Below are 13,976 nucleotides of genomic sequence, written 5' to 3' on the forward strand. Positions count from 1 at the left end.
AAGGTAAGGCTAACCTAAGCTTCAGCCCATGACCGTCCTGGACAAGTCCGCCCCCTCCGCCGAGCCCGCCCCGCCCGCCGCGTCCGGCACCGCGGCCGCGGCCGGCCCCCGCGCCAGGCGTGGGACCGCCTGGCTGCTGACCGCCGGGCTGGTCGTGGGCCTTCTCGTGCTCGTGCCGGTCGCCGCCGGGCTGGGGGCGTATCCGGTGCCCGTCGGGGACGTGTCGTCCTCCGTGCTGCACCGGACCGGGCTCGGGGGCGCGGAGTCGGACCGGGTAGCGGAGTCGGTGCTGTGGAACGTGCGGTTCCCGCGGATCGTCCTCGCGCTGCTCGTCGGAGCCTCCCTGGGGTGCGCGGGCGCGCTGATGCAGGGTGTGTTCGGCAACCCCCTCGCGGAGCCCGGCGTCATCGGGATCTCCTCGGGTGCGGCGGTGGGCGCGGTCGCCGCGATCGCGTTCGGCGTGGACGTCCTCGGCACCTGGACGGTGTCGGCGTTCGCCTTCGCCGCCGGCCTCGGCACGGTCCTGCTGGTGTACGTGATGTCCCGGTCCGGCGGGCGTACGGAGGTCGTGACGCTGATCCTGACCGGGATCGCGGTGAACGCCTTCGCGGGGGCGCTGATCGGGCTGTGCCTGTTCTTCGCGGACACCGCGGCGATCCAGCAGATCACCTTCTGGCAGCTCGGCTCGCTCTCCCAGGCGACCTGGCCGAAGGTGCTCGCGGTGCTGCCGTGCGCGGCGATCGGGCTCGCGCTCGCCCCGCTGTACTCCCGCCGGCTCGACCTGCTGGCGCTCGGGGAGCGGCCGGCGAGACACCTCGGAGTGGACGTGGAGCGGCTGCGGATCGTGCTGATCCTCGTCATCGCGCTGCTGACCGCCGCCGCGGTGAGCGTGTCCGGGATCATCGGCTTCGTCGGCCTGGTGGTGCCGCACCTGCTGCGGATGGCTGCCGGGCCGGGACACCGGTTCCTGGTCCCGGGCAGTGCGCTGCTGGGCGCGTGGGTGCTGCTCGCCGCCGACCTGGCGTCCCGCACGATCGCCGTCCCGGCGGAACTCCCCCTCGGTGTCCTGACCGCCCTGCTGGGCAGCCCGTTCTTCTTCTGGCTGCTGTGCAGGACGCGGCGCAGGCAAGGCGGCTGGGCGTGAGGTGCGCCCGTCCCGTCCCGACCCCCTCTCCCCAAGGTGCCCGCACATGAGACTCCTCCGCCACCGGCCGACCCCGCCCCGCCCCGCCGCTCCGGGGGACCTCCTGGCCGAGGCCGGCGCCCTCCGCGTACGGCTCGGCGCCCGTGAGGTGCTGCGGGGCGTCGACGTGCGGGTCCGTGCCGGTGAGGTGCTCGCCCTGGTCGGTCCCAACGGCGCCGGGAAGTCGACCCTGTTGGGCGCTCTCGCCGCCGACCTGCCGCCCGCCGGGGGCGTCGTCCGCATCCACGGCCGGCCGGCGACCGAGTGGACGGCGCCCGAACTCGCCCTGCGGCGGGCGGTGTTGCCGCAGGCGGCGACGCTGTCCTTTCCGTTCGCCGTGGCGGACGTGGTGCGGATGGGGCGGGCGCCGCACGACTCCTCGCCCGCCGAGGACGATCGGGCGGTGGCCGAGGCGATGGCCGCGACCGAGGTGACCGCCTTCGCCGCCCGCCCGTTCTCCGCGCTGAGCGGTGGGGAGCGGGCCCGGGCGGCACTCGCCCGGGTCCTCGCCCAGCGCGCCCCGCTGCTGCTGCTCGACGAGCCGACCGCCGCCCTGGACCTGCGGCACCAGGAGTTGGTGCTGCGGCTGTGCCGGGAGCGGGCGGCCGCGGGTGACGCGGTGGTCGTCGTCCTGCACGACCTGGGGCTCGCCGCCGCCTACGCGCACCGGGTGGCGGTCCTGCGCGCGGGACGGGTGGCGGCGGACGGCCCGCCCTCCGAGGTGTTCACCGAGCGGCTGCTGACGGAGGTGTACGACCAGCCGGTCGAGGTGCTGCCGCACCCGCGGACGGACGCTCTGCTCGTGAGCCCGAAGCGGAACATCTGAATCTCCCGCGGCTGGGTTCTTCGGCCCGATGGGTCCACCCGGGCACCACCCCGAACGCCCGCCGGCGCACGTTCCCGGGGCCGGAGGCCGCCTGCCCGCGCACCGGAAGCGGGCCAAGGAGGCCAACCGGCTGCCGGGCCCGACCGACAGCGCCATCGACTTCAGCGGCACGATCACGCCGGACAGCGGGTACGGCCCCCTGCCTGAGGGCGTGTTCGGCTTCGAGCCCGATCCGACCGTCCGTCAGGTCACGGTGTGGCCGCTGTACCTGGTCCCGACGCTCGCGCCGTTTCCCTCCCCGGTAGGGTTCGCCTCCGGGAAGGGGAAGGTGAACGCACCTGATGACCAGGGAACGCAGCCTGACGGCCGGCCGTCCACGGCACCGCAGGCGTGAGGGCAACGCACTCGTGGCGGCCTCGCTCGCCGTCGTGTCGCTGACGGCGAGCGGATGCGTGGTGGTGCACGGGGAGCGCGAGGTGCTCCCGGCCGCCACCCGGGCCGAGGCCGCCAAGGCGGTCCAGCAGTTCACGACCGCGTACAACAAGGCCGACGCGGCGTACGACAGTTCCCTGGACGCCGAGCACACCACCGGCGCGCTCGGCGCCATCGACTCGGCGCGGCTCAAGGCCGGGCGGGTCAACAACCCGGACGGCAACCCGCAGCACAAGCCGCTGGTCCTGACGGACGTGCGGTACACCATCCCCAAGAAGGCGGGCTGGCCGCGCTGGTTCGTCGCCGACGCCCGGGGCAACAAGGGCGGTGACGCGCGCTGGCTGCTGGTGTTCACCCGCAACGCCCTCGCCGACCCCTGGCAGGCCGCGTACCTGACGCTGGTGGCGCCCGGCGCGCTGCCGGAGTTCACCAAGGACAAGGACGGCTGGGCCGAGGCCGTACCGGCCGACTCCACCGAACTGGCCCGTCCGCCCGAGGACCTGAGCAAGGACTACGCGACCTATCTGCAGGACGGCGGGAGCACCTTCGCGGACGGCACGTACACCAGCGAGCTGCGCTCCGCGCGGGCGAAGAACTCCAGCAAGCCGGGCCTGGCGACGCAGTACATCGACGAGGCGCTGACCACCGGCGACTTCGCCCCGCTGGCGCTGCGCACCGCGGACGGCGGGGCGCTGGTGTTCTTCACCACGCACCACTACGTGAAGCAGACGGCCGCGGCGGGCGCGGCGGTGCCGACGCCGAACCGGAACGTGCAGGCGCTGACGACCGGTGACATCACGCAGTCGCTGACGATGGAGTTCGTCGCCAACGAGGTCGCCGTCGACCCGGCGAAGGGATCCGGGAACGGGAAGGTGTCGTTGCTGAGCCGCCTGGAGGGGCTGACGGCGGCGAAGGGGCAGTGAAACGGCCCGTCGTCAGCGTCCCCGCGGTGCCGGGGCGCGCCTCAGTGCCGTAGGGGCCACGTCGCCGTGGCGTGGCCGGGCTCCTCGCCCACGTACCGGGCGCAGGCGTCCGTCAGGGTCTCCAGCAGGGTCAGCGGGTCGGGCAGCGGGTGCTCGGGGCCGCGGAGCCAGTGCACCGCCCGGTCGTCGTCGCCCGGGAGGCGGGCGGGCGGGACGAGGACGTAGGAGCCCCGGCAGTGCCAGCGCAGTCCGGGGTGCTCGTCCATGGTCTCGGGGTGGCAGTCCAGCTCGCAGGGCCACCACTCGTCCTCGTCCTCGGGGGTGCCCCGGGTGAGGGTGAAGAAGAACATGCGGCCGTCGTCGCTGACGGCGACCGGGCCGACCTCGACGCCGGAGCCGAGCAGCCGGTCCAGGGCCTCCTGCCCCGCCTCCAGCGGCACGTCCAGGACGTCGTGCACCATGCCGGTCGCGGTGATGAAGTTGGCCTGCGGCTGGTGGCGGGCCCAGCGCTCGATCTGGGCGCGGTCGGTGGTGGACTGCGTCTGCCAGGCGAAGGAGACGGGGTGCCGGGCGGGGGTGGGACAGCCGACCCGGTCGCAGGAACAGCGGTAGCCGGGGGCCGGGTGCGCGGCGGGCGCGAGCGGCAGTCCCGCTCCGGCGGCGGCGAGCAGCAGGGCCTCACGGCCGCCGTCGCCGGCGGCCTCCTTCGGGCGGCGTCCCCGCAGCCACTGGGAGAGTTTGCCCTGCCGGCCGGTGCGGCCGCCGAACTCCGCGCTCATCTATCCCCTCGCCTCGCCGTGGTGCGGACAGCATGCCCTATGGTCCCACCATCCTGCGCATCGGGGGTCCGGAGCCGTTAATCGGGGCAGGTGGGGCGAGCGGTACGGATGGGTCTTCAGGGCCGGCGCGGTGCGAGGCCGTACAGGGCGTAGTCGACGAGGGTGTCGGTGTACGCGTACGAGATCGGCCCCGTGTGCTGGAGCCAGCGCTGGGCGAGCGGGGAGACGAAGAGTTCCAGGGCGATGCGCGGGTCGACGTCGGCGCGGACCTGCCCGGCGCCCTGGGCGGAGCGCAGGCGGTCGACGTACAGCTGGAGCTGGGGTTCGAGCAGTTTGGCGACGAACTCGCGGCCGAGCTTGTCGTTGACGAGGCCCTCGGCGGCCAGGGCGCGCGAGGGGGCCTCGAAGCGGGGGTCGAGCAGCTCGTCGACGGTGGCGCGCAGGACGGCCTTCAGGTCGGCGGCCAGGTCCCCGGTGTCGGGGATGGCGTACGGCACCTGCCCGGCCGCCTCGGCCGCCTGCTCGCCGAGATCGAGGAACGCCTCCAGCAGGACGTCGGCCTTCGAGTCCCACCAGCGGTAGATGGTCTGCTTGCCGACACCGGCACGGGCGGCGATGCCCTCGATCGTGGTCCTCGGGTAGCCGACCTCCGCGACCAGCGCCAGGGCGGCCTCGTAGATGGCGCGCCGGGACCTCTCGCTGCGGCGGGCGGTGTCGGGGGCCGGCTTGCCGGACTGGGTGACCATGCGACGACGGTACCAAGCGAGTGAGACGGCCCGTCTCGCCCGGGTGGGGCGAGGCGAGCCCGTCCCGCCCGGACACGGACGAAGCGGCCCGTCCGCGCACCCACCCGCCCCGGGCCGGGGAACGGCCTAAGCGGGCTCTCCCGGGTAGCGCACGCCGATCGTCCCCCGGATGGTGTCCAGGGTGCGCATCACCGCGAGGGAGCCGTCGAGCGGGACGAGCGGGGACTCGGTCTCGCCGGCCCGGATCGCGCGCATGACCTCGCGGGCCTCGTGCCGGAACGTGGCGCGGGGACCGTCGGCCGGGTCGGCGGCGAACTCCTCGGGGTCGCGGCCGGCGCGGTGCAGGACGAGGCGGTCGGGGTGGAAGAACCCGGACGGGATGTCGATGCGGCCGCGCGAGCCGGTCACGGACGCGGAGGTGCCCGTACCGCCGACGAGGGAGCAGTGCAGGGCGGCGAGCGCCCCGGACTCCCACGACAGGGCCGCCACCGTCTGCAGGTCGACGCCCTCGGCGGAGATCACGGCCTGCGCGGAGACGCCGGTGGGTTCGCCGAGCAGCAGCTGGGCGAAGGAGACGGGGTAGACGCCGAGGTCGAGGAGGGCGCCGCCGCCCTGGGCGGGGTCGCGCAGCCGGTGCGAGGGCGGGAAGGGGCCCTCGAGCCCGAAGTCGGCCTGCACGGTCCGCACCTCGCCGATCGCGCCGTCGTCGACCAGCGTCTTCAGACGGCGGACCAGCGGGTTGCAGTACATCCACATGGCCTCCATGAGGAAGCGCCCGTTGTCCCGGGCCAGCGCGACGAGTTCCTCCGCCTCGCGGACGTTCAGCGTGAACGGCTTCTCGCACAGCACGTTCCGCCCGGCCTTCAGGCACAGGCCGGTGGCGGCCCGGTGGGCGGAGTGCGGGGTGGCGACGTAGACGACGTCGACGTCCTCGTCCCAGGCCAGCGCCTCCCAGTCACCGTACGCCCGGGGTATCCCGAAGCGGTCGGCGAAGGCCCGCGCCGAGGTCTCGGTGCGCGAGGCGACCGCCACGACCTCCGCGTCGGGCAGGTCGATCAGGTCCGCCGTGAAGGCGGCGGCGATCCCGCCCGTCGCCAGGATCCCCCACCGCACGCTGTCCGAAGTCATCCGCCCACCCTCATGCCGTCCCAGCAGTCCGTTCGAGCTGAGAGCATAAGTGGCGCAGACATCGGAAAGGGAGGGGCCGCATGCCCGAGGGAGGGGCGCCGGTACCGGGCGTGCCGCACTCAACGGAACCGAGGACGGGACAGCCGCCGCGCGCACGGCGCCGGACGGGACTGCTCCTCGTCCTCCTCCTGGGCGGACTGACCGCCACTCCCCCGCTGGCTATGGACATGTACCTCCCGGCGCTCCCCGAGGTCACCCGCTCCCTGCACGCGCCCGCCGCGAGCGTGCAGCTCACGCTGACCGCGTGCCTGGCGGGCATGGCCCTGGGGCAGCTGGTGGTCGGCCCGATGAGCGACCGCTGGGGGCGCCGGCGCCCGCTGCTCGTCGGACTGGCCGTGTACGTCGTGGCGACCGCCCTGTGCGCACTGGCGCCGACGCTCCAGTTGCTGGTCGTCTTCCGGCTGGCGCAGGGGCTCGCGGGCGCGGCCGGCATCGTGATCGCGCGGGCGGTGGCGCGCGACCTGTACGACGGCGTGGCGATGGCCCGCTTCTTCTCCACCCTGATGCTGGTCTCGGGGGTGGCCCCGGTCGTGGCGCCGCTGATCGGCGGGCAGATCCTGCGGGTGACCGACTGGCGGGGCGTGTTCGTCGTGCTCACGGTGGTCGGCGCGCTGCTGGCCGTGCTGGTGGCGGCGAAGCTCCCGGAGACGCTGCCCCCCGCGGAACGCCATTCGGGCGGCGTCGGCGAGGCCCTGCGCTCGATGCGCGGCCTCCTCGCCGATCCGCCCTTCGCCGGTTACCTCCTCACCGGCGGCTTCGCCTTCGCCGCGCTGTTCGCCTACATCTCGGCCTCGCCGTTCGTCGTCCAGGAGATCCACGGCGCCTCGCCGCAGACGTTCAGCCTGCTGTTCGGCCTGAACTCGATCGGGCTGGTGCTGGTCGGCCAGGTCAACGGCAAGGTGCTGGTGGGCCGGGTCCGCCTGGACCGGGTCCTGGCCGCCGGCCTGACGGTCGTCACGCTGGCGGCCACCGCCCTGCTCCTGATGGCGACCGGTGTGTTCGGCGAGGTGGGGCTGGCCCCGGTGGCCGCCGCCCTCTTCGTGCTGATGTCGGCGATGGGCGTCACCCTGCCCAACGCCCAGACGCTCGCCCTGATGCGCGTCCGTCACTCCGCCGGTTCCGCCTCCGCCCTGCTCGGTACGTCCTCCTTCCTCATCGGCGCGGTCGCCTCCCCGCTCGTCGGGGTCGCCGGGGAGGACACCGCCGTCCCGATGGCCGTCGTCCAACTGGCGGCCGCACTGGTGGCCCTGACCTGCTTCGTGGGAATGTGCCGTCCCTGGAAGAACGCGGGGGCGGAGGGAGAGGACAGCTGAGCGCACCGAGACTGCGCGTCGACACCCCGGAGCGTGCCGGGCTCGACCCCGAGGAGATGCGTCGCCTCGTCCGCGAGGTCCACGACCTCACCACCGGCGACCGCCCGTGGGCGGCGGGCGCCGTCGTGGTCGCCGGGCGCGGCCCGGTGATCGCCGTACAGGAGGCGGCGGGCTGGGCGGTGCGGTACGCGCGCCACGACCCCGAGACCGGCGCCGGCGTGGAGCTGCCGCCCTCCGCCCGCGTCCCGGCGACCGTCGACACCCCCTTCGACCTGGCCTCCCTGACCAAGCTGTTCACGGCGGTCGCGGCGGTCCAGCAGATCGAGCGGGGCACCCTCGGCATCGACGCCCGGGTGGGCGCCTACCTGCCCGACTTCCGCGCGGCCGCCGCCCACGACATCACGGTCCGCCAGCTCCTCACCCACACGTCCGGCCTGCGGCCCGAGCTGCCGCTGTACGACTGCGAGGACGACGCCGAACGCCTGGCCCTGCTGCGCGCGGAGGCCCCGTCCGGCGAGCCCGGCCGGTACCTCTACTCCGACCTGAACATGCTGCTGCTCCAGCAGCTCCTGGAACGCCTGACCGGCCGATCCCTCGACGTCCTCGTGCACGACGGGATCACCCGGCCGCTGGGCATGACGTCGACCGGCTTCGGCCCGTGCCCCGGCGCGGCGGCCACCGAGGACCAGCGGCGCCCCTGGGCCAAGGCCGACCGGGGCATGCTGCGGGGCGTGGTCCACGACGAGAACGCCTGGGCGCTGGGCGGGGTGGCCGGTCACGCGGGCCTGTTCTCCACGGGCCGCGACCTCGCCGTCTTCTGCCGGACCCTGCTGGCCGGCGGCTCCCACGGCCCCGCCCGCATCCTCGGCCCCGACTTCGTGGAACTCCTCCTGACCCCACCCGGCCTGGGCTTCGCCGTGGACCAGCCCTGGTTCATGGGCGAACTGGCGGGCCGGGGCGCGGCGGGACACACGGGCTTCACGGGGACGTCCCTGGTGCTCGACCCGGCGACGGACACCTTCCTGGTCCTGCTGGCGAACACGGTGCACCCGAGACGCCGCGAACCGGACAGCAGACCCCGCGCCCGGGCGGGGACCCGCTTGGCACGCGCGGTGATCCCGACTCCGTCCGGCACGGTGTAGGGGGCGAGGGCAGGCACTACCAGCCCGTCCGGCGCCTTGCGGGCGGGTGCAGGCGAGGGCAGCCACAACCAGCCCGTCCGGCGTTTGAGGACGGAGCCCGTTCAGGGCCGGAGCGGGGGTCTGGGGGCGCCGGCCCCCAGCGAGGCCACCCCCCGCGCCGGCGCACATACAATCGCCGGGTGAACGACCCCGTATCCCCGGCGGAAGCCCTCCGTACGCTGCTGGACGGCCTCCCGCCCCGGCAGGCCGCCGCGGCCGTGGACCGGCTGATCGCCAACTACCGGGGCGCCACCCCCACCGACGCCCCCATCCTGCGCGACCGCGCCGACGTCGTCGCGTACGCCGCGTACCGGATGCCGGCGACCTTCGAGGCGGTGTGCTCGGCGCTGGAGGCGTTCGCGGACGCGGTGCCCGGATGGGTGCCGGGCAGCCACGTGGACGTCGGCGGCGGCACGGGCGCGGCCACCTGGGCGGTCAGCGCGACCTGGGACGGGGAGCGTCCGGTGGACGTCCTGGACTGGGCGGAGCCGGCGCTGGCCCTCGGCCGGGAGATCGCCGCCGCGAACCCGGCGCTGCGGGACGTCCGCTGGCGGCGCGCCCGCATCGGCGCGGGCCTCTTGCTCGACCCCACCGACCTGGTCACCGTCTCCTACGTCCTGAACGAGCTGCCCGCCGAGGACCGCGCCGCCCTCGTGGACACCGCCGCGGCCGCCGCGCAGGCCGTGGTGATCGTCGAACCGGGCACCCCGGACGGCTACGCGAGGATCATCGAGGCCCGCGACCGCCTGGTCGCCGCGGGTTTCCGTGTCGCCGCGCCCTGCCCGCACAGTGCCGCCTGCCCGATCGTCCCGGGCACGGACTGGTGCCACTTCTCGGCGCGGGTCAGCCGTTCCTCGCTGCACCGGCAGGTCAAGGGCGGCTCGCTGCCGTACGAGGACGAGAAGTTCTCGTACGTGGCCGCCGCCCGCTTCCCGGTCGCCCCGGCCCCCTCCCGGGTGGTGCGCCGGCCGCAGATCCGCAAGGGCCAGGTGCTCCTCGACCTGTGCGAGACCGGGGAGCACCTCGCCCGGACGACGGTGACCAAGCGCCACGGCGACCTCTACAAGACGGCGCGCGACGCGGACTGGGGCGACGCCTGGCCACCGGCCGGCTGACTCACGCGGGCCGCAGTCCCTGGTCGCCCACCTCGGTGACGAAGGACGCGGCCGTGCTGATCGGCGCGCCGGGCGTGGTGACGTACGGGACGGTCCTGAAGTCGGCGCGGGCGAGGTCGCGGCCGAGGGAGACGGTGACGTAGCCGCGCCGCCCGTTGTAGAACCTCAGGTGCGGGTTGGCGGTCATGTAGGTGTTCCAGTTCGCGGGCTTCTCGGAGCCGTCGCGGCCGCTGGCGATCGACGTGGCGACGATCTCGGTGCCGAGCGTGCGCGACGCCGGGTCGTCGAAGTCGTCCTTGATGTCGAAGGCGTACCCGACGTGCACGTCACCGGTGAGGACCATCAGGTTGTCGACGCCGGCGGCCTTCGCGCCGTCCAGGACGCGGCGGCGGGAGGCGCGGTAGCCGTCCCAGGCGTCCATCGACAGCTTCGCGACCGGGTTCAGGTCGAGCTTGCGCTGCGAGAAGGTGACCTGCTGCGGTACGACGTTCCACAGCGCCCGCGAGGCACGCCAGCCGTCGAGCAGCCACCGTTCCTGGGTCGCGCCGGTCATCGTGCGCGACGGGTCGTCGATGTCGGGTCCCGGCAGCTGCGCGCCGTCGCCGTAGGCCTGGTCGGAGCGGTACTGGCGGGTGTCGAGGACGTCGAACTGCGCGAGGTCGCCCCAGTGCAGACGGCGGTACAGCCGCATGTCGGGGCCGTGGGGGAGCTGGGGGCGGCGCAGCGGCTGGTTCTCCCAGTACGCGCGGTAGGCGGAGGCGCGGCGCAGCAGGAACTCCTCCGGCGGGACACCGTTCTCGGGGGTGTCGCCGGCGTAGTTGTTCTCGGTCTCGTGGTCGTCCCAGGTGACGACGAACGGGTGCGCGGCGTGCGCGGCCATCAGGTCGGGGTCGGACTTGTAGAGGGCGTACCGCAGGCGGTAGTCCTCCAGGGTCACGGTCTCGTGGTTGAACAGGTCGGGGAGCGTCCGGTCGGTGTAGTTGCGGTGGTTGCCGACCGAGTTGATCGCGTACTCGTACAGGTAGTCCCCGAGGTGGAAGACCACGTCGACGTCGTCCTGGGCGAGGTGGCCGTACGGCGTGTAGTAGCCGTCGGCGTACGCCTGGCAGGAGACCGCGGCGAGCTTCAGTCCCGCCGTCCGGGCCCGGGTCGCGGGGGCGGTGCGGGTGCGCCCGGCCGGGCTGGTCCAGGTGCCGGCGCGGAAGCGGTAGTGGAAGACGCGGTCGGGGGCGAGGTGGCCGACCTCGACGTGGACGGTGTGGTGGAACTCGGGGTGGGCGGTGGCGGTGCCGCGTCTGACGATCCGGCGGAAGTGCTCGTCGTGGGCCAGCTCCCAGTGGACGGTGACGCGTTCGGCGGGCAGGCCGCCGTCGGGCTGGTACGGGGCCGGGGCGAGACGGGTCCACAGCAGGACCGACCCGGGCAGCGGGTCACCGGAGGCGACGCCGAGGGTGAAGGGGTCGTCGGTGATGCGCGCGGGGTCGAGTTCGGCGGCGGCCGCGGTGCCGGCGGCGGGCAGGTTCACCGCGAAGGCGAGCGCGGCGGCGGCGCCGGTGACGGTGAGGAAGCGGCGGCGGCCGATGTGCCGGGCGGCCGCGCGGAGTTCGGGCGCGTGCTGGGACGGGTGTGCTGCGGGTGTCATCCGGTCCTCCCCTGACGATGTGTCCAGGAGGCATTGGAGTGGCCGGGGACGACCCGGGAGCGACGCGCGATCGGCGCGTACCCGACAGTCGGATGGCGGACGGACGCGTTCCGTATGGCGGGCCCTGCCGTACGCTGCGGGCCCATGAACGCCTTGCGAACCGCCGAACAGGCTTCCCAGCGGACGAGGATCGCCGTGGTCACCGGTGCAGGTTCCGGTATCGGCCGGGCCGTGGCCGTGGAACTGCTGCGCGCCGGCTGGTCGGTGGCCCTGGCGGGCCGCCGCGCCGAGACCCTGGAGGAGACGGCCGCGCTGGTGCCCGAGGCCGCGAGTCTCGCCGTACGGACGGACGTCTCACGCCCCGACGACGTGACGGCGTTCTTCGCCGCCGTGCGCGACCGGTTCGGGCGGCTCGACCTGCTGTTCAACAACGCGGGCACGTTCGGGCCGGGAGGCGTGCCGTTCGAGGACCTGCCCTACGACGCCTGGCGGCACGTGGTGGACACCAACCTCCACGGCGCGTTCCTGTGCGCGCAGGCGGCCTACCGGCAGATGAAGGAGCAGGACCCGCGGGGCGGACGGATCATCAACAACGGTTCCGTCTCCGCCCACACCCCCCGCCCGCACTCGGCGCCCTACACCGCGACCAAGCACGCCCTCACCGGCCTGACCAAGTCGCTCTCGCTGGACGGGCGGGCCTACGGCATCGCGGTCGGGCAGATCGACATCGGCAACGCGGCGACCGACATGACGGCCCGGATGCGGACGGGCGCGCTCCAGGCCAGCGGCGAGATCGCGCCGGAACCGGTGATGGACGTCGCCGACGTGGCGCGCACCGTGCGGCACATGGCGGAGCTGCCGCTGGAGGCGAACGTGCAGTTCGCGACGGTGCTGGCGACGGCGATGCCGTACGTGGGACGCGGCTGAACGGTCGACCCGCGCGGGCGGCCGCGGCCGTCCGTCCCCTTGACGGCCGGCCGGAGGCTCCGAGCCCGAGTGGGGGTCCGGATCGGGCGGTCCCGGGACATCCCGGGCACCCTCAGGGAATTCTCATTCCGGACCCACCCATTCCCAGGCCTTACACATCCTTTACCCATGTCGGTTCAAAGGTTCCTCCCTAATTTGAGGGCGCGCCCACAGCGGGCGCCAAGAACCTTCGAGGAACGGGATGTTTGGCATCTATCTCAAGCGCGAGCTGGGCCGGCGCAAGAAGGCTGCCCTGGTCGTCGCACTGGGTCTGGCGCTCGGTATCGCGCTGGTCATCACCGTCAACTCGGTGTCGGCCGGCATGACGCAGGCGCAGGACAAGGTCCTGCAGTCGCTCTACGGCCTCGGCACCGACATGACCGTCACCAAGGCCCGCACGGCACCCACCGGAAACAGTTCCCAGGGCCCCAGATTCGAATTCGACGCCTCCTCCGACGAGGACGAGGAACAGAGCTCGGACCGGGTGATGACGCAGGGGGGTCAGGCCCTGGAGTCCTCGCTCGTGACGAAGGTCGCCGGGCAGAAGGGCGTGGCGAGCGCGGTCGGCGCCCTCACCCTGAACGTCACCAAGGTCGACGGCTCCTTCACCCAGGGCAGGGCGGAGAGCTCGGCCGGCGGCCAGTCCCAGGGACAGGGCGCCGGTCCGGGCGGCGGCGGAAGCAGCACCGCGGCCCCGCAGGTCCAGGGCGGCGGCGCCGCCTTCGACGTCAACTCCTACTCCGTGGCCGGCGTCGACGTCGGCCACCAGGACCTCGGCCCGCTGGCCGCCTCCGAGATCACCTCGGGCACGACGTTCTCGGCGGCGCAGAGCGACGCCGAGGTCGCGGTCGTCAGCGCCTCCTACGCCAAGGAGAACTCGTACAAGGTCGGCTCCACGCTGACGATCTCCGGCACCGCGTACCGGGTCATCGGGGTCGCCACCCCCGACAGCGGCGAGTCCACCACGGACGTCTACCTGCCGCTGAAGCAGGCGCAGACCCTCGCGGACGCGGCGGACCAGGTCACGACGATCTACGTCAAGGCGACCGACTCGAAGCAGATCGACACCGTCAAGGCGACGATCCAGAAGAACATCTCCGGTACGACCGTGACGACCTCCGCCGACCTCGCGGAGACGGTCTCCGGCTCCCTCTCCACCGCCTCCGACCTGGCGACCAGCGTCGGCAAGTGGCTGTCCGTCGCGGTGCTCGCGGCCGCCTTCCTGGTCGCCGCGCTGCTCACCTCCTCCGCGGTCTCCCGGCGGGTACGGGAGTTCGGCACGCTGAAGGCGCTGGGCTGGCCGAGCCGCCGGGTCACCCGGCAGGTGGTCGGCGAGTCCATGGTCAACGGCCTGCTCGGCGGCGTCCTCGGCATCGCGCTCGGACTGGCGGCGGCCTACGCGGTGACGGCGATCAGCCCGACGCTGACCGCGCAGCTCGGCACCACCGGCGGGGGCGGCATGAGCGGTGGCCCCGGCGGTGGCGGCGGTCCCGGTCGGCAGGCGTCCCAGAACACCATGGAGATCGCGCTGTCGGCCCCCGTCTCCCTCACCACCATCGCCCTCGCGGTCGGCCTCGCGGTCGCCGGCGGACTGGTCGCCGGCGCCATGGGCGGCTGGCGCGCCTCCCGGATGCGCCCGGCGGACGCCCTGCGCAGCGTTTCCTGACCGATCGTCACCTCGC

At 73.9% G+C, this 13,976-nt stretch carries 12 protein-coding genes and 1 pseudogene; 9 read left to right on the forward strand and 4 right to left on the reverse strand.

Annotation, left to right across the window (positions count from 1 at the left end):
* Positions 1–28 precede the first annotated feature (28 nt).
* The 4 genes and pseudogenes from ACIBBD_RS01270 (at position 29) to ACIBBD_RS01285 (ending at position 3,364) form a co-directional block, all read left to right on the forward strand.
* Positions 29–1,144, forward strand: a complete 1,116-nt coding sequence (locus tag ACIBBD_RS01270; RefSeq protein ID WP_399417169.1) for a FecCD family ABC transporter permease — start codon at positions 29–31, stop codon at positions 1,142–1,144.
* Between the two features lie 46 nt (positions 1,145–1,190).
* The gene (locus tag ACIBBD_RS01275; RefSeq protein ID WP_399417170.1) at positions 1,191–2,009 is read left to right on the forward strand and encodes a heme ABC transporter ATP-binding protein; all 819 of its coding nucleotides are present in this window, start codon (positions 1,191–1,193) and stop codon (positions 2,007–2,009) included.
* A gap of 115 nt (positions 2,010–2,124) precedes the next feature.
* Positions 2,125–2,403, forward strand: a pseudogene (locus tag ACIBBD_RS01280) (iron transporter); the annotation flags it as partial.
* The gene (locus ACIBBD_RS01285; protein ID WP_399417171.1) at positions 2,351–3,364 is read left to right on the forward strand and encodes a hypothetical protein; all 1,014 of its coding nucleotides are present in this window, start codon (positions 2,351–2,353) and stop codon (positions 3,362–3,364) included. The pseudogene ACIBBD_RS01280 and the gene ACIBBD_RS01285, both read left to right, overlap by 53 nt.
* 41 nt (positions 3,365–3,405) lie before the next feature.
* On the opposite strand, the gene ACIBBD_RS01290 is transcribed toward ACIBBD_RS01285, so the two are convergent.
* From ACIBBD_RS01290 to ACIBBD_RS01300, 3 genes are all read right to left on the reverse strand, one after another.
* Positions 3,406–4,143, reverse strand: coding sequence for a bifunctional DNA primase/polymerase (locus ACIBBD_RS01290; RefSeq protein ID WP_399417172.1), 738 nt, complete (start codon positions 4,141–4,143; stop codon positions 3,406–3,408).
* A 116-nt stretch (positions 4,144–4,259) separates the two neighbouring features.
* Positions 4,260–4,889: a TetR/AcrR family transcriptional regulator gene (locus ACIBBD_RS01295; RefSeq protein ID WP_399417173.1), complete on the reverse strand. Its 630-nt coding sequence runs from the start codon at positions 4,887–4,889 to the stop codon at positions 4,260–4,262.
* 126 nt (positions 4,890–5,015) lie between these two features.
* Positions 5,016–6,017, reverse strand: coding sequence for a Gfo/Idh/MocA family protein (locus tag ACIBBD_RS01300; protein ID WP_399417174.1), 1,002 nt, complete (start codon positions 6,015–6,017; stop codon positions 5,016–5,018).
* A gap of 80 nt (positions 6,018–6,097) precedes the next feature.
* On the opposite strand from ACIBBD_RS01300, the gene ACIBBD_RS01305 reads away from it, so the two are divergent.
* The 3 genes from ACIBBD_RS01305 to ACIBBD_RS01315 all read left to right on the forward strand — a co-directional run bounded on the left by ACIBBD_RS01305 (position 6,098) and on the right by ACIBBD_RS01315 (position 9,686).
* Positions 6,098–7,390 carry a multidrug effflux MFS transporter gene (locus ACIBBD_RS01305; RefSeq protein WP_399417175.1) on the forward strand — a complete coding sequence of 431 codons (1,293 nt, stop codon included), beginning with the start codon at positions 6,098–6,100 and terminating at the stop codon, positions 7,388–7,390.
* Entirely contained in the window at positions 7,345–8,532 is a 1,188-nt protein-coding gene (locus ACIBBD_RS01310) for a serine hydrolase domain-containing protein (protein WP_399417176.1), read from the forward strand. Before ACIBBD_RS01305 ends, ACIBBD_RS01310 begins: the two co-directional genes overlap by 46 nt.
* 179 nt (positions 8,533–8,711) lie before the next feature.
* Positions 8,712–9,686, forward strand: coding sequence for a small ribosomal subunit Rsm22 family protein (locus tag ACIBBD_RS01315; protein WP_399417177.1), 975 nt, complete (start codon positions 8,712–8,714; stop codon positions 9,684–9,686).
* Position 9,687: 1 nt separating this feature from the next.
* On the opposite strand, the gene ACIBBD_RS01320 is transcribed toward ACIBBD_RS01315, so the two are convergent.
* Positions 9,688–11,328 carry an alkaline phosphatase D family protein gene (locus ACIBBD_RS01320; RefSeq protein WP_399417178.1) on the reverse strand — a complete coding sequence of 547 codons (1,641 nt, stop codon included), beginning with the start codon at positions 11,326–11,328 and terminating at the stop codon, positions 9,688–9,690.
* 144 nt (positions 11,329–11,472) lie between these two features.
* Between ACIBBD_RS01320 and ACIBBD_RS01325 the strand changes: the two genes are divergently transcribed.
* Both ACIBBD_RS01325 and ACIBBD_RS01330 read left to right on the forward strand, forming a co-directional pair.
* Positions 11,473–12,255: an SDR family oxidoreductase gene (locus tag ACIBBD_RS01325; RefSeq protein WP_399417179.1), complete on the forward strand. Its 783-nt coding sequence runs from the start codon at positions 11,473–11,475 to the stop codon at positions 12,253–12,255.
* A 241-nt stretch (positions 12,256–12,496) separates the two neighbouring features.
* Positions 12,497–13,960 carry an ABC transporter permease gene (locus tag ACIBBD_RS01330; RefSeq protein WP_399417180.1) on the forward strand — a complete coding sequence of 488 codons (1,464 nt, stop codon included), beginning with the start codon at positions 12,497–12,499 and terminating at the stop codon, positions 13,958–13,960.
* Positions 13,961–13,976: the final 16 nt, after the last annotated feature.

This window comes from Streptomyces sp. NPDC051315 (genome assembly GCF_044455165.1).
Classification (GTDB): Bacteria; Actinomycetota; Actinomycetes; order Streptomycetales; family Streptomycetaceae; genus Streptomyces.